At 72.1% G+C, this 19,738-nt stretch carries 21 protein-coding genes and 1 riboswitch; of the genes, 10 read left to right on the top strand and 11 right to left on the bottom strand.

Features of this window, described 5'->3' with window-relative positions:
• Positions 1–71: 71 nt before the first annotated feature.
• Complete coding sequence (locus tag ABH923_RS05080; RefSeq protein ID WP_370054282.1) at positions 72–3,044, top strand: AAA family ATPase; 2,973 nt, start codon at positions 72–74, stop codon at positions 3,042–3,044.
• 139 nt (positions 3,045–3,183) lie between these two features.
• Here ABH923_RS05080 and ABH923_RS05075 read toward each other — a convergent pair whose 3' ends face one another.
• On the bottom strand, positions 3,184–3,600 hold the full coding sequence (locus ABH923_RS05075; RefSeq protein WP_370054281.1) for a TraR/DksA family transcriptional regulator: 417 nt from the start codon (positions 3,598–3,600) through the stop codon (positions 3,184–3,186).
• Positions 3,601–3,672: 72 nt separating this feature from the next.
• Between ABH923_RS05075 and ABH923_RS05070 the strand changes: the two genes are divergently transcribed.
• Positions 3,673–3,963: a hypothetical protein gene (locus tag ABH923_RS05070; protein ID WP_370054280.1), complete on the top strand. Its 291-nt coding sequence runs from the start codon at positions 3,673–3,675 to the stop codon at positions 3,961–3,963.
• Positions 3,964–3,972: 9 nt separating this feature from the next.
• Here ABH923_RS05070 and ABH923_RS05065 read toward each other — a convergent pair whose 3' ends face one another.
• The 4 genes from ABH923_RS05065 to ABH923_RS05050 all read right to left on the bottom strand — a co-directional run bounded on the left by ABH923_RS05065 (position 3,973) and on the right by ABH923_RS05050 (position 7,170).
• Positions 3,973–4,461, bottom strand: coding sequence for a glutathione peroxidase (locus tag ABH923_RS05065; protein WP_370054279.1), 489 nt, complete (start codon positions 4,459–4,461; stop codon positions 3,973–3,975).
• Between the two features lie 75 nt (positions 4,462–4,536).
• Positions 4,537–5,469, bottom strand: a complete 933-nt coding sequence (locus ABH923_RS05060; protein ID WP_370054278.1) for a sulfurtransferase — start codon at positions 5,467–5,469, stop codon at positions 4,537–4,539.
• Positions 5,470–5,537: 68 nt separating this feature from the next.
• Entirely contained in the window at positions 5,538–6,923 is a 1,386-nt protein-coding gene (locus tag ABH923_RS05055) for an L-serine ammonia-lyase (protein WP_370054277.1), read from the bottom strand.
• 76 nt (positions 6,924–6,999) lie between these two features.
• Entirely contained in the window at positions 7,000–7,170 is a 171-nt protein-coding gene (locus ABH923_RS05050) for a hypothetical protein (RefSeq protein ID WP_370054276.1), read from the bottom strand.
• A 270-nt stretch (positions 7,171–7,440) separates the two neighbouring features.
• Here ABH923_RS05050 and ABH923_RS05045 point away from each other — a divergent pair, with 270 nt between their 5' ends.
• From ABH923_RS05045 to ABH923_RS05030, 4 genes are all read left to right on the top strand, one after another.
• A complete protein-coding gene (locus ABH923_RS05045) occupies positions 7,441–7,683 on the top strand; it encodes a helix-turn-helix domain-containing protein (protein WP_370054275.1) in 243 nt (80 codons plus the stop codon).
• Positions 7,676–8,185 carry a Clp protease N-terminal domain-containing protein gene (locus tag ABH923_RS05040; RefSeq protein WP_370054274.1) on the top strand — a complete coding sequence of 170 codons (510 nt, stop codon included), beginning with the start codon at positions 7,676–7,678 and terminating at the stop codon, positions 8,183–8,185. The genes ABH923_RS05045 and ABH923_RS05040 overlap by 8 nt, the downstream gene beginning before the upstream one ends.
• 137 nt (positions 8,186–8,322) lie before the next feature.
• On the top strand, positions 8,323–9,336 hold the full coding sequence (locus tag ABH923_RS05035) for an ATP-binding cassette domain-containing protein (RefSeq protein ID WP_370054273.1): 1,014 nt from the start codon (positions 8,323–8,325) through the stop codon (positions 9,334–9,336).
• On the top strand, positions 9,333–10,151 hold the full coding sequence (locus ABH923_RS05030) for an ABC transporter permease (RefSeq protein ID WP_370054272.1): 819 nt from the start codon (positions 9,333–9,335) through the stop codon (positions 10,149–10,151). Before ABH923_RS05035 ends, ABH923_RS05030 begins: the two co-directional genes overlap by 4 nt.
• A gap of 91 nt (positions 10,152–10,242) precedes the next feature.
• Here ABH923_RS05030 and ABH923_RS05025 read toward each other — a convergent pair whose 3' ends face one another.
• From ABH923_RS05025 to ABH923_RS05015, 3 genes are all read right to left on the bottom strand, one after another.
• Entirely contained in the window at positions 10,243–11,310 is a 1,068-nt protein-coding gene (locus ABH923_RS05025) for an acyltransferase family protein (RefSeq protein ID WP_370054271.1), read from the bottom strand.
• A 62-nt stretch (positions 11,311–11,372) separates the two neighbouring features.
• Positions 11,373–12,836 (bottom strand): hypothetical protein, encoded by a 1,464-nt coding sequence (locus ABH923_RS05020; protein ID WP_370054270.1) that lies wholly within the window; start codon positions 12,834–12,836, stop codon positions 11,373–11,375.
• Positions 12,752–14,659 carry a BTAD domain-containing putative transcriptional regulator gene (locus ABH923_RS05015; RefSeq protein ID WP_370054269.1) on the bottom strand — a complete coding sequence of 636 codons (1,908 nt, stop codon included), beginning with the start codon at positions 14,657–14,659 and terminating at the stop codon, positions 12,752–12,754. Before ABH923_RS05015 ends, ABH923_RS05020 begins: the two co-directional genes overlap by 85 nt.
• 57 nt (positions 14,660–14,716) lie before the next feature.
• Here ABH923_RS05015 and ABH923_RS05010 point away from each other — a divergent pair, with 57 nt between their 5' ends.
• The 3 genes from ABH923_RS05010 to ABH923_RS05000 all read left to right on the top strand — a co-directional run bounded on the left by ABH923_RS05010 (position 14,717) and on the right by ABH923_RS05000 (position 16,220).
• On the top strand, positions 14,717–15,298 hold the full coding sequence (locus tag ABH923_RS05010) for a trans-aconitate 2-methyltransferase (RefSeq protein ID WP_370054268.1): 582 nt from the start codon (positions 14,717–14,719) through the stop codon (positions 15,296–15,298).
• 164 nt (positions 15,299–15,462) lie between these two features.
• Positions 15,463–15,696 (top strand): hypothetical protein, encoded by a 234-nt coding sequence (locus ABH923_RS05005; protein ID WP_345834400.1) that lies wholly within the window; start codon positions 15,463–15,465, stop codon positions 15,694–15,696.
• Complete coding sequence (locus tag ABH923_RS05000; protein ID WP_370054267.1) at positions 15,693–16,220, top strand: type II toxin-antitoxin system VapC family toxin; 528 nt, start codon at positions 15,693–15,695, stop codon at positions 16,218–16,220. Before ABH923_RS05005 ends, ABH923_RS05000 begins: the two co-directional genes overlap by 4 nt.
• A gap of 1 nt (position 16,221) precedes the next feature.
• Here ABH923_RS05000 and ABH923_RS04995 read toward each other — a convergent pair whose 3' ends face one another.
• Positions 16,222–16,809 (bottom strand): CoA-binding protein, encoded by a 588-nt coding sequence (locus ABH923_RS04995; RefSeq protein ID WP_370054266.1) that lies wholly within the window; start codon positions 16,807–16,809, stop codon positions 16,222–16,224.
• A complete protein-coding gene (locus ABH923_RS04990; RefSeq protein WP_370054265.1) occupies positions 16,806–18,104 on the bottom strand; it encodes an O-acetylhomoserine aminocarboxypropyltransferase/cysteine synthase family protein in 1,299 nt (432 codons plus the stop codon). Before ABH923_RS04990 ends, ABH923_RS04995 begins: the two co-directional genes overlap by 4 nt.
• 123 nt (positions 18,105–18,227) lie before the next feature.
• Positions 18,228–18,292: riboswitch (guanidine-III (ykkC-III) riboswitch) on the top strand.
• A gap of 11 nt (positions 18,293–18,303) precedes the next feature.
• On the opposite strand from ABH923_RS04990, the gene ABH923_RS04985 reads away from it, so the two are divergent.
• Positions 18,304–18,618: a multidrug efflux SMR transporter gene (locus tag ABH923_RS04985; protein ID WP_370054264.1), complete on the top strand. Its 315-nt coding sequence runs from the start codon at positions 18,304–18,306 to the stop codon at positions 18,616–18,618.
• Between the two features lie 15 nt (positions 18,619–18,633).
• Here the strand turns inward: ABH923_RS04985 and ABH923_RS04980 are convergent, their stop codons facing one another.
• Positions 18,634–19,671, bottom strand: coding sequence for a YeiH family protein (locus ABH923_RS04980; RefSeq protein ID WP_370054263.1), 1,038 nt, complete (start codon positions 19,669–19,671; stop codon positions 18,634–18,636).
• Positions 19,672–19,738 lie beyond the last annotated feature (67 nt).

Below are 19,738 nucleotides of genomic sequence, written 5' to 3'. Positions count from 1 at the left end.
ACCGTTCTGCCGTGGGCGAAGCGTGGCAGGACGGGGGTTCGGATGTCGGTGGTCCGTGGCACGATGAGGCCATGCGATCACCGGCCTCCAGCCCCACGATGATCGGGCGCGAGTCCGATCTCGAGGCGCTGCGCGACGAGCTCGACGGGGTTCGTCGCGAGGGTGGTCTGCGCGCGGTCGTGATCGGCGGGGAGGCCGGCATCGGCAAGTCCCGGCTGCTCTCCGAGTTCCTGGCGGAGGCGGAGGGGTCCGCCACGGTGCTGCTCGGCCGGTGCGTCGACCTCGGCAACGACGGGTCTCCGTACGCGCCCTTCGCGGCCATTCTGCGCCGGCTCATCGAGCTCCGCGGGCTCGACGCGGTGCTGGAGGCCGCCGGCCACGGCGCGGGCGTCCTGTCCGTGCTGCTGCCGGAGCTGGCCGACGACTCCGCGGTGCCGGCGCGAACGGGGGCCGAGCGGCTGTACGAGCTCGTCACGGTCCTGTTCGAGACGCTGTCCGCCGAGCGTCCGCTCGTTCTGGCGGTCGAGGACCTCCACTGGGCCGACACGGCGACGCTCGAACTGCTCCGGTTCATCGTCCGGATGGCAGAGCGCGGGCACCTCCTCGTCCTGCTGAGCTATCGCACCGACGAGATCACCCGCGGCCACCCGCTGCGCGCCTACCTGGCCGAATTGGAGCGCACCCGCCGTGTCACGCGCTGGGAGCTGGCCAGGCTCGGCCGCGGCCAGGTGGAGGCGCTCATCGAACGCCTGCTCGGCTGCGAGCCCGACGGCGCGACGGTCGACCGCGTCTACATGATGAGCGAGGGCGTCCCGTTCTTCGTCGAGGAGCTGATCGGCATCGACGGGCTCGCGACCGGCGAAGACCTGCCCGAGACGCTGCGCGAGCTGCTGCTCGCTCGGTTCGAGAAGCTCAGCGACCCCGCGCAGCGGCTGCTCCGCCTGGTCTCCGCCGGAGGGTCCTGCGTCGACCATGAACTGCTCAGCGCGGTTTTCGACGGCACTCCCGACGAGCTCGACGCGGCGGCGCGGGAGGCCGTGGTCGCCAACGTCCTGGTGGCCGACTCCACCGAGTACACCTTCCGGCACGCGCTGGTGCGCGAGGCCATCCACGCCGACCTGCTGCCGGGCGAGCGCGGCCGGTTCCACATGCGGTTCGCGGAGGCGCTGGAGGCCAGCCCGCAGCGCTCGGCGACCCAGCTCTCCACGCACTGGCTCGCCGCGCACGACCTGCGGCGCGCCTTCATCGCGTCGCTGGAGGCGCTGAGCGAGGCGCGGATGTCGTACGCCTACATGACGGCCGCGGCGATGGGCGACCGCGCTCTGGAGCTCTGGGACAGCGTGCCCGACGCCGACGAGCTGAGCGCGCCGTGGATGAAGGGCGGAGGCCGCACGGAGCTGCTGGCCCGCACCGCCTCGGCGCTGCGCAACGCGGGCGACAACGAGCGCGCGCTCGCCCTCGTCAACATGGCGCTCGAGACGGCGGAGGGTCTTCCGCCCGCCCGGCAGGCGCGACTGCTCCGCGACAAGGCGCAGTACCTCCAGAACCTCAACCGCATGGGCGTCCAGGAGCTGCTGCAGAGCGCGCTCGACGTCGTCCCGCCCGGCACGCTGCCGGAGGGCGACGGCCTCCGGCTCCAACTGCTCGCCGAGCTGGCCGCCCGGTACATGCTCGCGGCCCGATTCGACGACGCGGTCGCCGTCGCGACGCGGGCGATCGAGGAGGCCGGCGACGGCTCGCCGGCGCTGCGCTCGGTCGCGCACAACATCCTCGGCAGCTCCCTGGTGTCCCAGGGCGCCGTGGAGCGCGGGCTGGCCGAGCTGGACGAGGCGGGGCGCCTCGCCGAGAACGACTCCTCCGCCGAGCTGCGCTACGCGGTCAACGCGTCCGACGCCATGAACAACCTCGGCCACTACGCCGAGGCCGTTCGGCTCGCCGAGGTGGGCGTCCGCGAGGCCCGCGCGCGGGGCGTCGAGCGCTCCACCGGCGTCATCCTGTCCTCCAACACGGTGGAGCCGCTGCTGGCGCTCGGCGAACTCGACCGGGCGGAGTCGCTGCTCGAGCCGGCGCTCGCCCTCGACCCGCCGCCGACCTTCCGCGCGCACCTGCAGCGCATGAAGCTGTGGATCACGCTGTGGCGCGGCGACCTCGAGACGACGGAGACCCTGCTGCGCCGCTGGCACAGCGGGCTGCGCACGCTCGGCGACCTGGAGGTCCAGTCCGAGCTCGGCGTCGCCCGGCTCGCCGCCGAGGTCGCGATCGCGCGCGGCGACGCGTTCGACGCCTGGGAGCACACCGCGCCCGTGCGCGCGTCCACCCACCGGCCGTTGCCCGCTTACGACCTCCCCGTGCTCGCCGCCGCGGCGCGCGCCCTGGCGGACGTGGCGTTCCGCTCCGCCCAGGAGCGCGCCGAGCGCGACACCCCGGTCGACGTGACCGAGGAGGCCGCCCGCCTCGACGCCGCGCTGGTCGCCATCGAAGGCTGGCCGACCGCCGTCGCGTGGGGTCCCGTGATCAGGGCCGAACTCGCGACCGCGCTGGCCGCGGCAACGGACGAGCCGGGATCGGACCTGTCCGCCGCCGAGCGCTTCGACGGCGCCCGGGTGGCCTGGGAGGCCGCCATCGAGGCGTCCGCATCGCCGCTCGCCCCCGCGCACCTCCACCCGTACGCCCTCGTGCGCGCCGCGCGGGTCGCTCGCGCCGCGGGAGACCGGACCGCCGCTGAACGCCTGGCCGTCGCCGCCCGCGACGAGGCCGTGCGCTTCGGCTTCGGACTCCTGGTCGAGGCTGCGGTGGCCCTGATGTCGTCCCGCGGCGCCCGCGCCGCCGGCGGTCCCGCCGCACTCGGCCCCGGCGCCCCGCTCACGGAACGCGAGGAGCAGGTCCTGGCCCTCATCGAGCAGGGCCTGAGCAACAAGCAGATCGGCGAGGTCCTCTTCATCTCCGCCAAGACCGCGAGCGTCCACGTCTCGAGCATCCTTCGCAAGGTCGGCGCCGCGAGCCGCACCGAGGCCGTCTACCGCGCGTCGCGCACGGCACGCTAACCCGCACCCCGCCTCGCGCGAAGCCCATCCGCGAGGGGCACGTAGTTGTCACTTTCGCGCGCAAGAAGTGACATCAACGTGCCCCTCGACTACCCGCGACGCGCGGGGGAAGGTCCTCCTGCGATGCCGGGAGGGCCGCTCAGCGCTCGGCGGCGACCGCGCAGACGATGCACAGCTCGGTCGTCGGCCGGGCCTCCAGCCGCGGCACGCCGATCGCGCGCCCGCAGGACGCGCACGTGCCGTAGCGTCCCAGCCGGATGCGCTCGCGTGCAGCGTCCACGTCCGAGATGTCCGCCGCGATCTCCGAGCGGAGGGCGTGCAGCCTGCTCCACTCCGAGCTCAGCGTCGGGCCCTCCGGGTCGTGTTCGTCGTCGGCGGTCGACTCCGACCGCGACGACAGCAGCGAACCCAGCGCCTCCGCGACCCGCTGCGACTCCGCGACGCCCCCCTGGCGTCGCTCGTCCAGCATCCTGTCGAAGCCCTCCAGTTCGTCGGTGGTCAGTCCGACGTCCTGGACGATGTAGAGCTCTCGTGTGTCCGGTGATCCGGTGTGCATCCGCGCACCCCCTTCCGTTTCCCCGCCGGTCAGCGTACGCCGGGGTTTTCGTATCCGACGTAGGCTCGGCGCGTGCCTTCGTTTCGTGTGATCATCCCCGTCGGCCTCCTGCGGCCCGACGTGGCCCCGACCGAGATCGAGCCCGCTGCCGCCGCCGCGGTGGCCGAGCTGACCACCGTCGAGGCGTCGAGTGTCGACGTCGTCAGCCGGGAGGCGCGGATCACCGTGCGTTTCACCGCGGACGGCGCCCACGACGCGCTCCGGGTCGCCCAGCACGCGGTGGCCGTCCTCGGCTCGCTCGCGGACACCGGGGATTGGCGGCTCACCGAGCGCGTCGGTGGCCGCTGGTTCCGCAGAGCCTGACCGCGCGGCTCAGACCGTCGCCGGCAGCGACGCCTCGATGAGTCCGACGATCCGCGGGTCGTCCGGCTCCAGCTGCGGCCGGAACCGGTGCACCTCGCCCTCCGGCGTGATGACGAACTTCTCGAAGTTCCACTTCACTTTGCCGGCCTTGCCGTCGATGTCCGGGTGCGTGGTCAGCTCGGTGTAGAGCGGATGCGCGTTGCGGCCGTTCAGCCGCATCTTCTCCATCATCGGGAAGGTGACGCCCCACGTCGTCGAGCAGTACTCCTTGATCGCCTCGGTCGAGCTGAGCTCCTGGAGGAACTGGTTGCTCGGGAAGCCGATCACCGTGAATCCGCGGTCGCCGTAGGTCTCCTGCAGCTGCTCCAGCTTCTCGTACTGCGGGCTGAGTCCGCAGCGGGAGGCGACGTTGACGACGAGGATGACCTTGCCCGAGTATTCGGCGAGGCTGGTCGGAGCTCCATCGATGGTGCGGAACGGGATGTCCATCAGGGTCATGGTTCGAGCTTACGTCCCGATACGGGAGTGTATGCGCCGTTCCGGCGAAGACCCAGGAACACGGCGCGCCGCGACTCAGACGCTCGCGAGCGGCGCCGCCGGATCGGACGCCCACTCGTTCAGCGACCCGTCGTAGACGGTCACATCGTCCCGGCCGAGCAGCGCCAGGGCGAGGGCGTCGGCCGCCGCCGCGATCCCGCCGCCGCAGTACGCGACGATCGGGTCGGGGGAGGCGAGCACGTCGGCGAAGAGGTCGCGCAATCCCACGGCCGGCAGGAACGCGTTGGTCTCGCGGTCCACCAGTCGCACGGCCGGCGCGCTCACACTGCCCGGGATGTGCCGGGCGGCGAAGTCCTTCGGCGGAGTGCCGCAGACCAGCGTCCCGGTCCGGTCGCCCGCGAGGAGCGCCTCCACGTCGCCGCGGTCGCTCCAGAACCCCGGCAGCTCCGCGGCGATGAAGCGGCGGGCCGGCTCGGGCGCGACGGGCCCCGACTCCAGTGGGCGGGCCTCCTCGCGCCACTTGGTCACGCCGCCGTCGAGCACCGCGACGCGGTCGTGGCCGAACGAGCGGAACAGCCACCAGAGCCGCGCGGCCCACTGCCCGACCGCCCCGTCGTAGACGACGACGGTGGTGTCGGTGTCCACGCCCAGCGCTGCCGCGGCCGCCGCGAACGCCTCCGCGCCGGGGCGCGTGAACGGGAACGGCGCGTCCGGATCGCTGAACCGCTCGAGCAGGTCGGCGAACACCGCACCGGGGACGTGACTCTCGTCGTGCCGTCCGAGCCCGCTGACGTACTCCGGACGCCCGTCGGCGCCGCTGACCGCGACGACCGAGGCGTCGACCACGAGGAGCCCGTCCGACCCGAGATGGTCGCAGAGCCACTGCGTCGACACCACCGGCCCGGCCAGCGCGGCGCCGACCGCGGCGGCCCGGGCCTCGTCCAGGCCGGCGCCTGTCGCGGGATCGGGGACGATCGGCTCGCCGGAATGCGCGGTCGTGAGAGTCATGCGAACCACGCTAACGGCGGCCCCCGACCTCGCCTACGAGGCGCGCAATCGTCTGTAACGTGCCCGCCTCAGCACTCGATGACGTTGACCGCCAAGCCGCCCTCGCTGGTCTCCTTGTACTTGGTCGACATGTCCAGGCCGGTCTGGCGCATCGTCTCGATCACCGTGTCCAGCGAGACCAGGTGCGAGCCGTCGCCGTGCAGCGCGAGCCGGGCGGCGGAGACGGCGGTGGAGGACGCGATCGCGTTCCGCTCGATGCACGGGATCTGCACGAGGCCGCCGACAGGGTCGCAGGTGAGGCCGAGGTGGTGCTCCATCGCGATCTCTGCTGCGTTCTCCACCTGCGTCGGCGTGCCGCCGAGGACCGCGCAGAGCGCGCCCGCGGCCATCGCGCAGGCCGAGCCGACCTCCGCCTGGCAGCCGCCCTCCGCGCCGGAGATGGAGGCGTTCGCCTTGAACAGCGAGCCGATCGCGGTCGCGGTGAGGAGGTATTTGCGGATGCCGTCGAGCGTCGCGCCCGGCACGAAGCGCAGGTAGTAGTGCGCGACCGCCGGCACGATCCCCGCGGCGCCGTTCGTCGGCGCGGTGACGACGCGGCCTCCCGAGGCGTTCTCCTCGTTCACAGCCAGCGCGAAGGCGTGCAGCCACTCCAGCGACGTCGCGCGCCCGGGGTCGTCCTGGACACTCTCCAGGTGCTCGCGCATCGCGGCCGCACGACGCTTGACGCCGAGGCCGCCGGGGAGGGTTCCGTCGCCGGCCAGTCCGCGCGCGACGCACTCGGCCATCGCCTCCCAGATCAGGTCGAGACGCGCGTCCGTGGCCTCCTCGCCGTGCAGGGCGATCTCGTTGCGCCGGGCGACCTCGCAGATCGGGATGTCGAGCCGCGCGCAGATCGCGAGCAGCTCTTCGGCCGAGTCGTAGGGCAGCGGGTGCGACGCGCGCGCGGCGAGGTCGGCCTCCTCGCCGTCCCGGCGGATGAAGCCGCCGCCGATCGAGTAGTAGGTCTCCTCCAGGAGGGGGAGCGGCTGGCGCGTGCCGTCGGCGCTGCTGCCCCAGGCGCGCAGGGTGAGGGCGTTGGGGTGGCCGGGGAGGCGCGTCCGCGGCTCGAAGTCGATGTCGCCCTTACTGAGCGGGATGTCGTGCACCCCCGCGAGGCGCAGCGTGGTGCCGTCGCCGATCCCGGACCAGGCGCCGCGGACGTCGTCGGGCCGGCAGTTCTCCGGCTCGTTGCCGCGGAGGCCGGCGACGACCGCGTCCGGCGTTCCGTGCCCGATCCCGGTCGAGCCGAGGGAGCCGTAGAGGGTGCAGGTGACCTGGTCGACGTGCTCAACCAGCCCGTCGGCGACGAGGCGGTCGGCGAACGCCTTCGCCGCCCGCAAGGGTCCGACGGTGTGCGAGCTCGAGGGCCCGATGCCGATCGAGAACAGGTCGAAGGCGGAGACGTACGCAGTCACTTCTCCAGTGTACGTCGCCGATTGTGCGGGATTCCCGCGTGAACGTGCGCATTGGCGCAGAAATCCCGCGCAGAACTCAGGTTTCGCGAACCTTCACCCTGGCGTCACCCGGCGGACACCAGGTGGTGTCCAGTCCGCCCTCCACGGGCGTGTACTCGATGAGGAATTGACCTCCCTCGTCCGGTCCCTCCACCACGACGCCCGGGCGGTCCCCGAGCCAGACGGTCGTTCCGACGCCGATGTTCATGCCGGTCACCCTACGCCCGCGCTGCAACGGAGGACATGCGCCCGCGGTGGGTGCTGAATGTCAGCCTCCGGAGGAGTTCCGGCCTCGGCTCGGCCGGATCTCCTCCGTTGCCCACCGCGCGGGGCCGCCGCCGCCAACGGAGGACTCCCGGCTCACATCCGGCCGGATCTCCTCCGTTCGCTGCTGTGGACCGGCGTGGCGACGCGAATCTCCTCCGTTCGCTACGCAACTTAAGTTGACAAATCGGATTAAGCAACTAAGGTTGCTCTCATGAACCCTCCCATCCCGGCTCCGGACCCGCTCGGCGGGGTCGCCGACGGTCTCGCAGCCGTTGTGGCCCTCCGCGAGCTCGCCGACCGTCTCGAAGACGCGGAGGTCGAGCACGCCCTCCGCGACGGCTGGAGCTGGACCCAGATCGCCGACGCGCTCGGCGTCACCCGCCAGGCCGTGCACAAGAAGCACCTGCGTCGCGTCGCCGCCGCAGGCGTAGCCCTCAGGAGACGAAATGTCTGACATCCCTCCCGGAACCGCCAACAACGCCCCCGGCCAGCCGCTCTCCAAAGCCCTGCGCTCGGTGGTGAACGCCTCGGTCACCGAGGCCCAGCGCCGCAACGCCACTCTCGTGGAGGCCGAGCACCTGCTTCTCGCGCTCTCCCGCGACGGCAGTGGGGCGGTCCGCCACGTGCTCGCGTCCGCCGGACTCGACCCCGCCGGCCTGGAAGCCGCACTGCTCGCCGAACGCGAGACCAGCCTCCGCGTCGCCGGCGTCACGCCACCTCCGGAGGAACGGCTCGTCGCGTCGCCCCGCGTCGCCCGCCCGCGCTGGGGCGCGTCGGCCAAGGAGGCCCTCACCCGCGCCCACCGCGTCGCGTCGGCGCATCGCCGCCAGCGCTCGGGGGAGGCCGACCTCGTCACGGCGATCTTCGGACTCGAGCTCGGCACCGTCCCGCGGGCGCTGACCCTGGCCGGCGTGGACCGGCCGGCGGTCGTCGCGGCGCTCCGGGACGCGGGCTGAGCCTTGCCGGGTCGCCGTCCTCCTCGGCAGCGCGGCCGCCGCTTACAGCGCCGCCGCGGCTCTGTAAGCGCCGCGTAAGCGCCGTGCAAGCGCCCTCCGCGAGCATCGACACATCCACCTCACCAGGAAGGACCACCATGACTCGCAGCACCGAGTGGGCCGTCGAGGCCCACGGGCTCGTCAAGGTCTTCGGCGACAACCGGGCGGTCGACGGCGTCGACCTGAACGTCCGCGCCGGCACCGTCTACGGCGTCCTCGGCCCGAACGGCGCCGGGAAGACCACCACCATCTCCATGCTCGCCACCCTGCTCCGGCCGGACGGCGGCGACGCGTTCATCTTCGGCCACGACATCCGCAGGGAGCAGCAGATCGTCCGCCAGCTCCTCGGCGTGACCGCCCAGTTCGCCTCCGTCGACGAGACCCTGTCCGCGAACGAGAACCTCATGATCTTCGCCCGCCTGCTCGGCCTCAGCGGCCGTGAGGCGAAGGCCAAGACCGCCGAGCTTCTGGAGGAGTTCGGGCTGTCCGACGCGGCCAAGCGCCCGCTGAAGAAGTTCTCCGGCGGCATGCGCCGGCGCCTCGACCTCGCCGCCAGCCTGATCGCGCAGCCGCCGCTGATCTTCCTCGACGAGCCGACCACGGGCCTGGACCCGCGGACCCGCGCCCAGATGTGGGACACCATCCGCCGCCTGGTCTCCACCGGCTCCACCGTCCTGCTCACCACGCAGTACCTGGACGAGGCCGACCAGCTCGCCGACCGCATCGCCGTCATCGACCGCGGTCGCGTGGTCGCCGAGGGCACCGCCGACGAGCTGAAGGCGTCGGTGGGGGAGTCCTCCCTCCAGCTCCGCCTGACCGACCCGGCCGACATCGAGGACGCCCGCCGCGCCATCGCCACCGTGCTCGGCGTGGAGGCCGTCGTCTCGCCCGAAGGCTCCCGGCTCACCGCGCCCATGCGCGACGCCGACGCCGTCACCGACCTGTTCGTCACGTTCCGCGAGGCGGGTATCCACCTCCAGGAGATGTCGGTGCAGAAGCCGACCCTCGACGAGGTGTTTCTCACGCTGACCGGCCACGGGGTCGACGACGACGAGACCGAAGACGACACCGCCGAGGCCGAGAACGCCGCATCCGAAGGAGTCCGGGCATGACCGCCATCGCCACCATCACCCCGCCGTCCGAGCGGAACCTCAAGAACCACGTCAGCCTCAGCCAGACCCTGGCCAACACGATCACGATGGCCCACCGTGGCCTCCTGAAGATCAAGCGGACGCCGGAGCAGCTGTTCGACGTGACGCTGCAGCCGATAATCTTCACGATCATGTTCGCCCTGCTGTTCGGCGGCGCGATCACCGGCAGTGTCTCCGGCTACCTGCCGTACCTGATCCCCGGCATCCTCGCCCAGACCGTCATCACGACCTCGGTCGTGACCGGCGTGCAGCTGCGGGAGGACATGGACAAAGGCGTATTCGACCGCTTCAAGTCCATGCCGATCGCGCGGATCGCGCCGCTGTCGGGGGCGCTGCTCGCCGACACGCTGCGGTACGCGATCGCGACCACGATCACCTTCGTGACCGGCTTCTTCATGGGCTACCGGCCCGCGGCGGGCCTCGGCTTCGTGATCCTCGCCGGCCTCCTCGTCATCGTCTGCGCTTGGGCGATCTCCTGGATCTTCGCGTTCTTCGGCGTGATCGCGCGCACGGCGGGGTCGGTCCAGGGCATCTCGTTCCTGGTCCTGTTCCCCCTGACGTTCTTCTCGAACGCGTTCGTGCCGGTGAACACGCTGCCGCAGTGGCTGCAGTGGTTCGTCAACATCAACCCGGTCTCGCACCTGGTGACGGCCGTCCGCGACCTCGCCAACAACGGCACCTTCGGCGTCGACGGCTGGTGGGCGCTGCTCGGCGCGGCCGTGATCGTCGCGGTCTTCGCCCCGCTCACCGTGCGGGCGTACATGCGGAAGGCCTAGCCTCCCGTTCAGCGACAGCGGCCGTCGCATCCTGCGGAGGGATGCGGCGGCCGCGGTCGTGCGTGTGGCGGCATGGTCGCCGCCACATGGATCAGACGCGGACTTCGTCCCGTTCGGGCTCGCGGCGACCGCCGAGCCACGCGGGCACGCTGATGTTCTTGAGTCGCAGGGCCGTGGACTCGACCAGGTACCAGGAGGCGGTGGCCAGCCCGGCGGTCACCACCAGGACGATCGTGAGGTAGAGCGGAAGCCCCAGCGCGTTCAACCCGAAGAACGAGGCGAGCTGCAGCACAGGCCAGCCGAGGAGGTACAGGCCGTAGGAGAGGTCGCGCTTGACACCGACGGTGGTGAAGGGGAGCCGCGCGCCGGCCCAGATGATGAGGTACGCGAACGCGAGGACGCCGATCTGGCGGAACCCGGCCGTCGCGTACGTCACGCCGGCGACGACGAGGCAGCCGCCGAACAGCCACCAGGACAGCCGGCGATCGAGCAGCACATCCCGCCACAGGTAGATCAGCGAGCCGAGCAGGAAGCACACGGTGAGCGTGGGCTGACGCGGCTCGGTCATCCCGAGGAGGTTGAAGAGCACGACCTGCTGCCAGACCCACGCGGCGACGAAGAGCACCGTCACGACGCGGCGGTTGAGCACGCGCATCGCCGCGAGCGCGAGGATGATCAGGTAGCACGCGAACTCGTAGGGCAGCGTGTAGATCGGCCCGTCCCAGAGCGTCGGGTAGGGGTTCGACGCGAGCGTGTCGCCGATCTGCTGCTGGTTATTCGCGAGCAGCAGGTTGTTGACGAAGAAGCCGATCGGGTTCGGCGACGCGAAGGGGTACTCGGTGAGGCCGTGGGATGCCCGCCACACGATCGGCGCGAACACCAGCGCGATGAGGAGCAGGGTCACCCAGTACGCCGGGATGATGCGCAGGAGGCGGTGCCAGAGGAAGCGGCCGGACGTGAGCCGTTCGCCGCTGCGGGTGATGAGGAAGCCGGAGATGGCGAAGAAGCCTTCGACCGCGAGGAACCCGAGGTTGTTCGAGGTCCGTCCGGGATCGGCGCCGAATCCGCCGAGCGGCCACGCGTGCGAGACGATGACGGCGGTCGCCATCACGAGGCGCATGAAGCCGATGCTGTTCCGGCGGGGATCGAAGATGGTCACGGTCGTCGATTCTCGCATACGGCCGGCCGGGCGAAATCCATCGCTGGCGGTTCGCCGCCCGATCAGACGCGAATTCCGGCCAGCAGCTCCAGCCCGCGCACGGCCGCCGCATCCCGCCCGATCGAGGCTGCAGCCGCCTGCGCCGCGGCCAGCCGCTCGTCGCCCCAGGTCCGCCGCACCCGCTCGGCCAGCGCCGGCCGGTGGAGGCTCACGATGTCCTGCCGCGAGTTCGCGCGCGCCGCCAGGGCGAACAGCTCCAGCCCCGCGTCCACCCACTCGTCGCCGCGGGCGGCGCCGACCTCCGCGTCGAGCATCCAGATCGCGACGCCCAGGAGGCCGGTGCCGATCACCGGCTTGTCGAGGTACTGCGGGCTCAGCCGGGCGTTCACCAGGACGCGCACCCGCAGCCGACGCGCGGCCTCCGCGGTCTCCGTCGCGGCAAGCGGGTCGTCGTCCGGGATCCCGGCCTCCTGCGCGCGCAGCCGGGCCGCGATGAGTGCGGCGCCCAGGATGGTCAGCCACGGGTTCGCGACCGCCTCGCGCTCGACGGCGGTGTCGTCCGTGTAGACGCCGATCGCCTCGTCGTACAGCCGCACGCCGCGTGCGTGGTCGCCCTCCGCCAGCGCGATCTCCGCCAGGCCGGCGAAGCCGATCCCGTAATAGTCGACGTAGTCGAAGCCGGTGCGGTCGACCTCCTCGTGCAGGTAGTCCTCCAGCAGGGCGCGCCCCCGATCCACGTCGCCCGCGGAGATGGAGTTGACCGCGATCAGCCAGTCGAGCTGGCGGAGGTCGCCCGCCGCGCGCAGCGTCGCGAGTCCTTCGTGGGCGCTCGCGGCCCAGGCGAGCGCCTCGTGCGGGTGCGCGAGCTGGCTGTGGAGCTGGGCGAGGGTCTGCGCGGCCGAGGCCCGGGACCAGGTGTCCTGCGCCTCGATGGCCTTCTCGTGCGCCCGCGTCGCGCTCGCGAGCGCGTCGTCCAGTTCGCCCGCGTTCTCCTGGAGCTGCGCGGTCAGGAGGCCGCCCATCGCGGCGAGCTCGGGGTCGGCCGAGCGGCTGAACTCGGCGAGCAGGCGCATCCCCGGCTCCACGTGCCCGGCCGCGAGGACCAGGCTCGCGATGGCGCCGAGGCGCGGGTCGGCGAAGGGCGCGCCACGGCGGAGCCGGCGCAGGCGCGAGATCGCGCGGACGGCGGTGCGCAGGCCTGCGTAGAGGAAGGTGCCGCCGATCAGCGCGTAGCAGGCGGCAGCGGCCTCCCGGTCGTCGCCCTCCGGCTCCCACCCGGCCAGCGCGTCGAGCACGGCGGCGCCGAAGCCCAGCACCTCGGTGTGGGTGCTGCGGAGGGACCAGTAGTACGCCAGCAGTGCGAACACCGGGGCCGTCGTGGCGGGCCGGTCGCCGTCGATCGCCGAGCGGAGGACGGCGACCAGGTTGTCCTGCTCGGCGGTCACCAGGGCGAAGGTCGGCACCTGGTCCGGGCCGTGCATGTGGGCCATCGCGTCGCGCGCGAATGCGATCGCCCAGGCGTCCACTCCGGCCTGCACATCGTCGCCCCCCCGGCCGCCGTCAGCTCCAGGTCGCCGAACTCGCGGACCGTCTCCAGCATCCGGTAGCGCAGGATGCCGGTGTCCTCGTCCTCCGAGACGGTCACGAGCGACTGGGCGACGAGTGCGTCGAGGTCGTCGAGCACCGACGCCGCGCCGGTACCCGCGACCGCCTCCGCGGCCTCCGCGCTGAAGCCGTCGGGGAAGGCCGAGAGCCGGCGCATCAGGGCCTGCTCCGACGCCGCCAGCAGGTTCCAGCTCCAGTCGATCACCGCGAAGGGAGTGCGGTGGCGCTCCGGCGCGGTGCGCTCGCCGCCGGTCAGCAGCGCGAAGCGGTTGCCGAGTCGCCGCTCGATCTCGTCGACCGACAGCGAGCGCGTGCGCGCGGCGGCGAGCTCGATGGCGAGCGGGAGGCCGTCGAGCCTCGCGCACAGCCGGGCCACGGCCTCCGGCGGCAGCACGACGCCGGGGCGTGCGGCCGTGGCACGCTCTCGGAAGAGTTCGACCGCCGGGCCGTCGTCGTCGGAGGGCAGCGGGCCGAGCGCGTAGACCCGCTCCGCGCCGATCGCGAGCGGGGCGCGGCTGGTGGCGAGCACCCGCACGGTCGGCGTGGCCGAGAGGATGTCCTCGACGTACGCGGCGGCAGCGTCGATGATGTGCTCGCAGTTGTCGACGATGAGCAGCGTCTCGCGCTCGGAGAGCAGGCCGAGGATGCGCGAGCGCAGGTCGAGCTGGGCTCCCGGCTCGGCCAGGCGGGCGGTCCTGGCCTCCCGGATGCCGAGGGTGGTGGCGAAGGCCAGCTCGACGTCCGCGCCGGTGCGCACGCTCGCGAGCTCGACCAGGACGACGGCGGGGGTGTGGATGGCGCGGTGTCCGACCTCGTGGGCGAGCCGGGTCTTGCCGAGTCCGCCGGCGCCGAGGATGGTCGTCAGACGGGAGGTGGCGACCAGGTCCTCCACGGCCTCCAGGTCGTACTCGCGGCCGACCAGTGCGTTCGGCGCGGTGCGCAGTCCGATCCGGACCCGGCGCGGCTGCGTGGGCTCGCGCTCATCCTCGCGCTGGTCCTCTTCGGCGAGCAGCCGGGCGTTCAGGGCGACCAGCTCCGGGCCGGGGCGTGTGCCGAGGCGTTCGCGCAAAGCCTCCGTGAGGTCGGCGAACGCGAGCAGGGCGTCGCTGCGGCGGCCGGCGGCGGCGAGGGCGCGGATCCGCTCGGCGTGCAGGGACTCGTCCAGCGGGCGCACCCGCAGCAGCTCGTGGAGGTCGGCGAGGGCGGTCGTGGAGTCGCCGCTCTCGCGGGCGGCGCGGGCGCGGGCGGCGAGCAGCTCGGTGCGGAGCTCGGCGGCGGTTCTGGCCAGCTCCTCGCCGAGCCGGGAGCCGGCGAGCTCCAGCCCCGGCTCGCCCCGCCAGAGCGCGAGTCCGGAGTCCGCCTCGCGGAGCGCGTCGCCGTGGGCGCCGGCGGCCAGTGCGCGGCGGGCCGACTCGAGGTGGTGCGCGGCGAGGTTCAGGTCGGTGCCGTGCGCGCCCACGGCCAGCGCGTAGCCGCTCGGCGTGGACTCCAGGATGCCGTCGGCGCTGCTCGTGCGCACCCGCGAGACCAGCGTCTGCAGCGCAGCCCGCTCCTGCCGCGGGGGAGCGTCGTCCCAGAGGTCGTCGACGAGCGCCGGGACCGAGCGGCCGCCCGGGGCGAGCGCCAGCGCCACGATGAGGCTCTTGCCGCGCGTGCCGGACGGCTCGGCGAGCGCACCGGTGCGGTCCTCGACGAGCACCGGGCCGAGCACGGCGACACGGGGACGGGAGGGCGCGGAATCCACTTGCCGATTTTAGCCAGGGCCGGGCGTTACGTGCCGCGCCGCGCGTAGGCTCAGGGCATGGCGTTCGACTGGTCGCACTTCTACGAGAAGCAGGGCGGACGCGGCGTCCGGCCGACGTTCGAGTCGGCGCTCGCGGCGTGGGACGGGCCGGCGGGGACCGCCGTGGACCTCGGCTGCGGCGACGGAGTCGAGACGCGCGACCTCGCGGAGCGCGGCTGGCAGGTGCTCGCAGTGGACTCCGATCCGGCGGTGGACGAGCGGGTTCGCGCCGGGCTCGATCAGGAGGCCTCCGCCCGCGTGTCGACGCGCTGCGCCACCTTCGAGGCGCTCGGCGAGCTGCCGCGCGCCGAGCTCGTCTACGCCGGGTTCGCTCTGCCGTTCTGCGACCCGACGCAGTTCCCCTACCTGTGGGCGGACATCCGGGACGCGATCGAGCCGGGCGGCGTGTTCGCGGGCGAGCTGTTCGGGCCGCACGACGAGTGGTTCGGGCGCCCGGGGATGAACTTCCACGACCGCGCAGGGGTGGAGGCCATGCTCACCGGGCTGGAGGTCCTGCGGCTGGTCGAGGACGACCGGCGTGGGATGTCGTTCGAGGGGCCGAAGCACTGGCACGTGTTCCACATCGTCGCGCGTGCGTGACCGCCGCCGTGCGGAACTCCTCCACAGCCTCTGACTCCGGGCGGCTTCTCCACTGATTTCCCGCGGGCCGTTTCCGCATGCCATCGCCCGCCCAGGATGGACACATCACATCCACCTACAGAAAGGCACCTGCACAATGCCACCCCTGCTGCTAAACTGCATGCATGCCCATTTCAATCACCATCCGCTCCGTTCCGGACGAGGTCCGCGACGAGCTCGCGGCGCGTGCGGCGCGCTCGGGGCGATCACTTCAGGAGTACCTCGTGCATGAACTCACCCGTCTCGCCGGCAAGCGCACGGTCGACGACGTCCTCGACAGCATCCGGCGCCGCGCCGAGCACTTCCCGCCGCTCGACCGGGAGGCCGTGGCCGACATGATCGCCCGGAGCCGCGAATGACCGCGGTGGCGGCCGCCGTGCGACGCACGGCGGCCCTCTCCGCGCACCCCTCAGCGGCGTCCGCCGAACCGCTCCCGCACGACTTCGGTCTGCCGGAGACGGTGATCGTCGACACCTGCGCGGTCATCGACCTCCTCACCGACCCCGGCGAGAACGGCCGTGCCGTGGCAGAACGACTACGTGGCCGCGACCTGGCAGCTCCCGACCTGATGTTCTCGGAGGCGGCCAACGTCCTGCGAAAGCTGCGGCTGCGGGGCGACCTGAGCGATGGCGAAGCCTCGATGGCCTACGCCGAGCTGCTGGAGCTCCCCATCGAGTCGTGGCCGTTCGAGACGGTGGAGCAGCGGGTGTGGGATCTGCGGGGCAGTCTCAGCGGGTTCGACGCGACGTTCGTCGCACTGTCCGAGCTGCTCACGGCGCCGCTCGTAACGACCGACAAGCGGCTCACGCAGGCGATGGAGTCACTGCCCGCGGTGAAGGGAGGTGCGCTGAAGGGAGGTGCGCTGAAAGCGGTCGACGAGTAGGTCAGCGCAGCGTCTTGCGCGCGGTGATCTGGCCGGTGTCGAAGCCGAGCAGATGAAGTCCGCCGTGGAAGCGGGCGTGCTCGATCTTGATGCACCGGTCCATCACGATCGTAAGGCCGAGGGACTCGCCGTACTCGGCGGCCTCCTGGTTCCAGATGCCGAGCTGCACCCAGACGGTCGGCGCGCCGACGGCGACGGCCTCGTCGATCACGCTGGGGATGTCGCTCGCGCGGCGGAACACGTCCACGATGTCCGGCACCTCGGGAAGGGAGGCCAGATCCGGATAGGCCTTCTGCCCCAGGATGGTGTCGGCGTTCGGGTTGACGAAGTACACGCGGAAGTCGCTCGACTGCTGCAGGTACGTCCCGACGAAGTAGCTGGAGCGCGCCGGGTTCGCCGACGCGCCGACGATCGCGACCGACTTCGCGGCGCGAAGGATGCGGAGACGCTCCTTGGCATCGGGACCGGTCCAGGTGCGCTGCGACTTCAGGAGCTTGGCCAGGGGCGAGTCGGAGGGGAGGGAGCAGCTCAGGCCGTTGACGAGCTGGACCTGTGTCGTGGTGGAGTCGTCGGTCGTGGTGTCGGTCATGCTGCCGCCTCCTTCGCCGCTGCGCTGAGCGCCTGGTCCAGATCGTAGATGATGTCGTCCACGTCCTCGATGCCGACGCTGATGCGCACGACGCCGGGGAGCACGCCCGCGTCGAGGAGCTGCTGCTCGGTGAGCTGCGCGTGCGTCGTGGAGGCGGGGTGGATGACGAGCGTCTTCGCGTCGCCGATGTTCGCGAGGTGGCTGGCGAGGTTCAGCGACTCGATCAGGCGCTGGCCGACTTCGCGTCCGCCCTTCACGACGAACGAGAACACGCTGCCGGGGCCCTTCGGGAGGTACTTCTGTGCGCGTCCGTGATGCGGGTGCTCGGGCAGGCCGGCCCAGAAGACCTTCTCGATCCGGGGGTCCTCGTCCAGCCACTCTGCCACCGCGCGGGCGTTGTCGACGTGCGCCTGGATTCGGTAGGGCAGCGTCTCGACACCCTGGGCCAGCAGGAACGCGGAATGCGGCGCGAGCGAGGGCCCGATGTCGCGGAGCTGTTCGGCGCGGAGCCGGGTGAGGAAGGCGTACTCGCCGAAGTTGCCCGACCACTGCAGCCCGCCGTACGACGGCACCGGCTGGCCGAACAGCGGGAACTTCTCCGTGTGCCAGTCGAAGCGGCCGCTCTCCACGACGACGCCGCCGAGGGTCGTGCCGTGGCCGCCGAGGAACTTCGTCGCCGAGTGGATGACGACGTCTGCGCCCCACTCGATCGGGCGGTTCAAGTAGGGCGTGGCGATGGTCGAGTCGATGATCAGCGGGATGCCGGCGGCGTGGGCGACCTCGGCCAGCCCCTCGATGTCGGCGATCTCACCCGACGGGTTGGCGATCGTCTCGGCGAACACGAGCTTGGTGCGGTCGGTGATCGCCGCCGCGTAGTCGGCGGGGTCGGAGCTCTGCACGAAGGTCGTGTCCACCCCGAAGCGGCGCAGCGTCACGTCGAGCTGCGTGATCGAGCCGCCATAGAGGTTCGCGGACGCCACGATGTGGTCGCCCGCACCGGCCAGCGACGCGAAGGTGATGTACTGCGCGCTCAGCCCGCTCGCGGTCGCGACAGCGCCGATACCGCCCTCCAGGCTCGCGACACGCTCCTCGAACGCGGCGACCGTGGGGTTCTCCAGCCGGGAGTAGATGTTGCCGTACTTCTGCAGCGCGAAGCGCGCGGCGGCGTCCGCGGTGTCGTCGAACACGAAGGCGCTGGTCTGGTAGATCGGCAGTGCGCGCGCCCCGGTGACAGGGTCGGGGATGTTTCCCGCGTGGATCGCACGGGTACGGAAGCCATATTCGCGATCAGCCATGCGGCCACGCTACCCGAGCCTGCTGGAGCCCGTCCGGCGGGTGCCGTAACACGCGGTCATCCGCATCGGACGCTGCGCGGCAGCCGTGCACCGGGTGTGCTCAGGCTGCGACGCTACCCTGGTGGAGATCGCAGCACCGCGATCCCGGACGACGGTTCAGTACCCGGCACGCGACAAGACTGGCCAAGGAGTCGTCATCGTGTCGTGGATCGTCCTCATCCTCTCCGGCGTGCTCGAAGCCGTCTGGGCGACGGCCCTCGGGAAGTCGGCGGGGTTCACCCGCCTCTGGCCGACCGTCGTCTTCGCAGTCGGACTCATCGCCTCGATGGGCGGCCTCGCGTACGCCATGCGCGAGATCTCCACCGGCACGGCCTACGCAGTCTGGGTCGGCATCGGCGCAGCGCTCACCGTGCTCTACGCGATGGTATTCGGCGGCGACGGATTCTCGATCGTGAAGCTCCTGCTCATCCTCGGCCTGGTCGGCTGCGTGGTCGGGCTGAAGCTCGTGCACTAGCGCGCGACCGGGCGATCAGGCGGCCGACACCCACACCGCGCCGAGCGCCAGCGCAGCGATCAGGGCCCACGACAGCAGCCCGGTCGCGAGCGCGCGCCAGCCCGTGCCGAGGAGGGCGCGCAGCCGGACGGCGGTGCCGAGGCCGAAGAGGGCCATCGCGAGCAGGATCGTCTGCATCGTGTCGGCGCCGTCCGTCACGGCGGCCGGAAGCGGTACGAACGAGCGGATCAGCACGGCGGCGATGAAGCCCGCGACGAACAGCGGGACGATCGGCGGGCGCTTCACGCTCGGGTCGCCCTCCACCTGGCGGCGGCGCTCGACGATCGCCGCGATCGCGACGGTCGGGGCGAGCATGAGGACGCGGGTGAGCTTGACGACGATCGCCACGGAGAGCGCGGCCGGCCCTGCGATCTGCGCGGTCGCGACCACCTGGCCGACGTCGTGGACGCCGCCGCCGACCCAGTGACCGAACTGCATGCCGGAGAGTCCCAGCGGATGCCACAGCAGCGGCAGCACGAAGATCGCGAGCGTCCCGCACAGGGTGACCAGCGCGACCGGGGTGGCGGCCTCCTCGTCCTTCGGCTTCACGACGCCGCTCATCGCGCCGATCGCGGACGCGCCGCAGATCGAGAATCCGGTCGCGATCAGGAGCGGCTGGTGGCCGGGGAGGCGGAAGAGCCGGCCGATCAGGAAGGTCCCGGCGAAGCTGAACACCACGATCCCGACGGTCGTCAGGATGGCGACCCAGCCGAGCCCGGCGATGTCGCCGAGGCTGAGCTTGAGGCCGAGCAGCACGATGCCGATCCGCATCAGCCGCTTCGCACTCACCGCGAGACCGGGGGCCAGCACTCCGCCGAGGGCGCCGCGCGCGGCCGGGATCTGCCCGACGACGATCCCCAGCACGACCGCCGCCGTGAGCAACGGCACCGCCGGCGCCAGCCAGTGGATGCCCCAGGCCGCGGCCGCTGCGAGCGCCGCGACGGCGACGCCGGGCAGCCACGCCAGAGCCGAGCGGGCGGGGGAGGGTACGGGCGGAGTGGCGGGTGAGGTCACCCCTCCATTCTTGCGTCCCCGCACACCCGCCCCCGACCACCCCGAGCATCCATCTGACAGGACACGC

It is taken from the genome of Leifsonia sp. EB41, assembly GCF_041262565.1.
Classification (GTDB): Bacteria; Actinomycetota; Actinomycetes; order Actinomycetales; family Microbacteriaceae; genus Leifsonia.
Note: the sequence above shows the minus strand (reverse complement) of the source record. Positions and strands in the feature narration are given on the sequence as shown.

What these genes read in the sequence shown, in the direction of transcription:
- ABH923_RS05080 (WP_370054282.1), top strand. Translation starts at nt 72, where the DNA reads ATGCGATCACCGGCCTCCAGCCCCACGATGATCGGGCGCGAGTCCGAT.
- ABH923_RS05075 (WP_370054281.1), bottom strand. Translation starts at nt 3,600, where the DNA reads ATGCACACCGGATCACCGGACACACGAGAGCTCTACATCGTCCAGGAC.
- ABH923_RS05065 (WP_370054279.1), bottom strand. Translation starts at nt 4,461, where the DNA reads ATGACCCTGATGGACATCCCGTTCCGCACCATCGATGGAGCTCCGACC.
- ABH923_RS05060 (WP_370054278.1), bottom strand. Translation starts at nt 5,469, where the DNA reads ATGACTCTCACGACCGCGCATTCCGGCGAGCCGATCGTCCCCGATCCC.
- ABH923_RS05050 (WP_370054276.1), bottom strand. Translation starts at nt 7,170, where the DNA reads ATGAACATCGGCGTCGGAACGACCGTCTGGCTCGGGGACCGCCCGGGC.
- ABH923_RS05045 (WP_370054275.1), top strand. Translation starts at nt 7,441, where the DNA reads ATGAACCCTCCCATCCCGGCTCCGGACCCGCTCGGCGGGGTCGCCGAC.
- ABH923_RS05040 (WP_370054274.1), top strand. Translation starts at nt 7,676, where the DNA reads ATGTCTGACATCCCTCCCGGAACCGCCAACAACGCCCCCGGCCAGCCG.
- ABH923_RS05035 (WP_370054273.1), top strand. Translation starts at nt 8,323, where the DNA reads ATGACTCGCAGCACCGAGTGGGCCGTCGAGGCCCACGGGCTCGTCAAG.
- ABH923_RS05030 (WP_370054272.1), top strand. Translation starts at nt 9,333, where the DNA reads ATGACCGCCATCGCCACCATCACCCCGCCGTCCGAGCGGAACCTCAAG.
- ABH923_RS05010 (WP_370054268.1), top strand. Translation starts at nt 14,717, where the DNA reads ATGGCGTTCGACTGGTCGCACTTCTACGAGAAGCAGGGCGGACGCGGC.
- ABH923_RS05005 (WP_345834400.1), top strand. Translation starts at nt 15,463, where the DNA reads ATGCCCATTTCAATCACCATCCGCTCCGTTCCGGACGAGGTCCGCGAC.
- ABH923_RS05000 (WP_370054267.1), top strand. Translation starts at nt 15,693, where the DNA reads ATGACCGCGGTGGCGGCCGCCGTGCGACGCACGGCGGCCCTCTCCGCG.
- ABH923_RS04995 (WP_370054266.1), bottom strand. Translation starts at nt 16,809, where the DNA reads ATGACCGACACCACGACCGACGACTCCACCACGACACAGGTCCAGCTC.
- ABH923_RS04990 (WP_370054265.1), bottom strand. Translation starts at nt 18,104, where the DNA reads ATGGCTGATCGCGAATATGGCTTCCGTACCCGTGCGATCCACGCGGGA.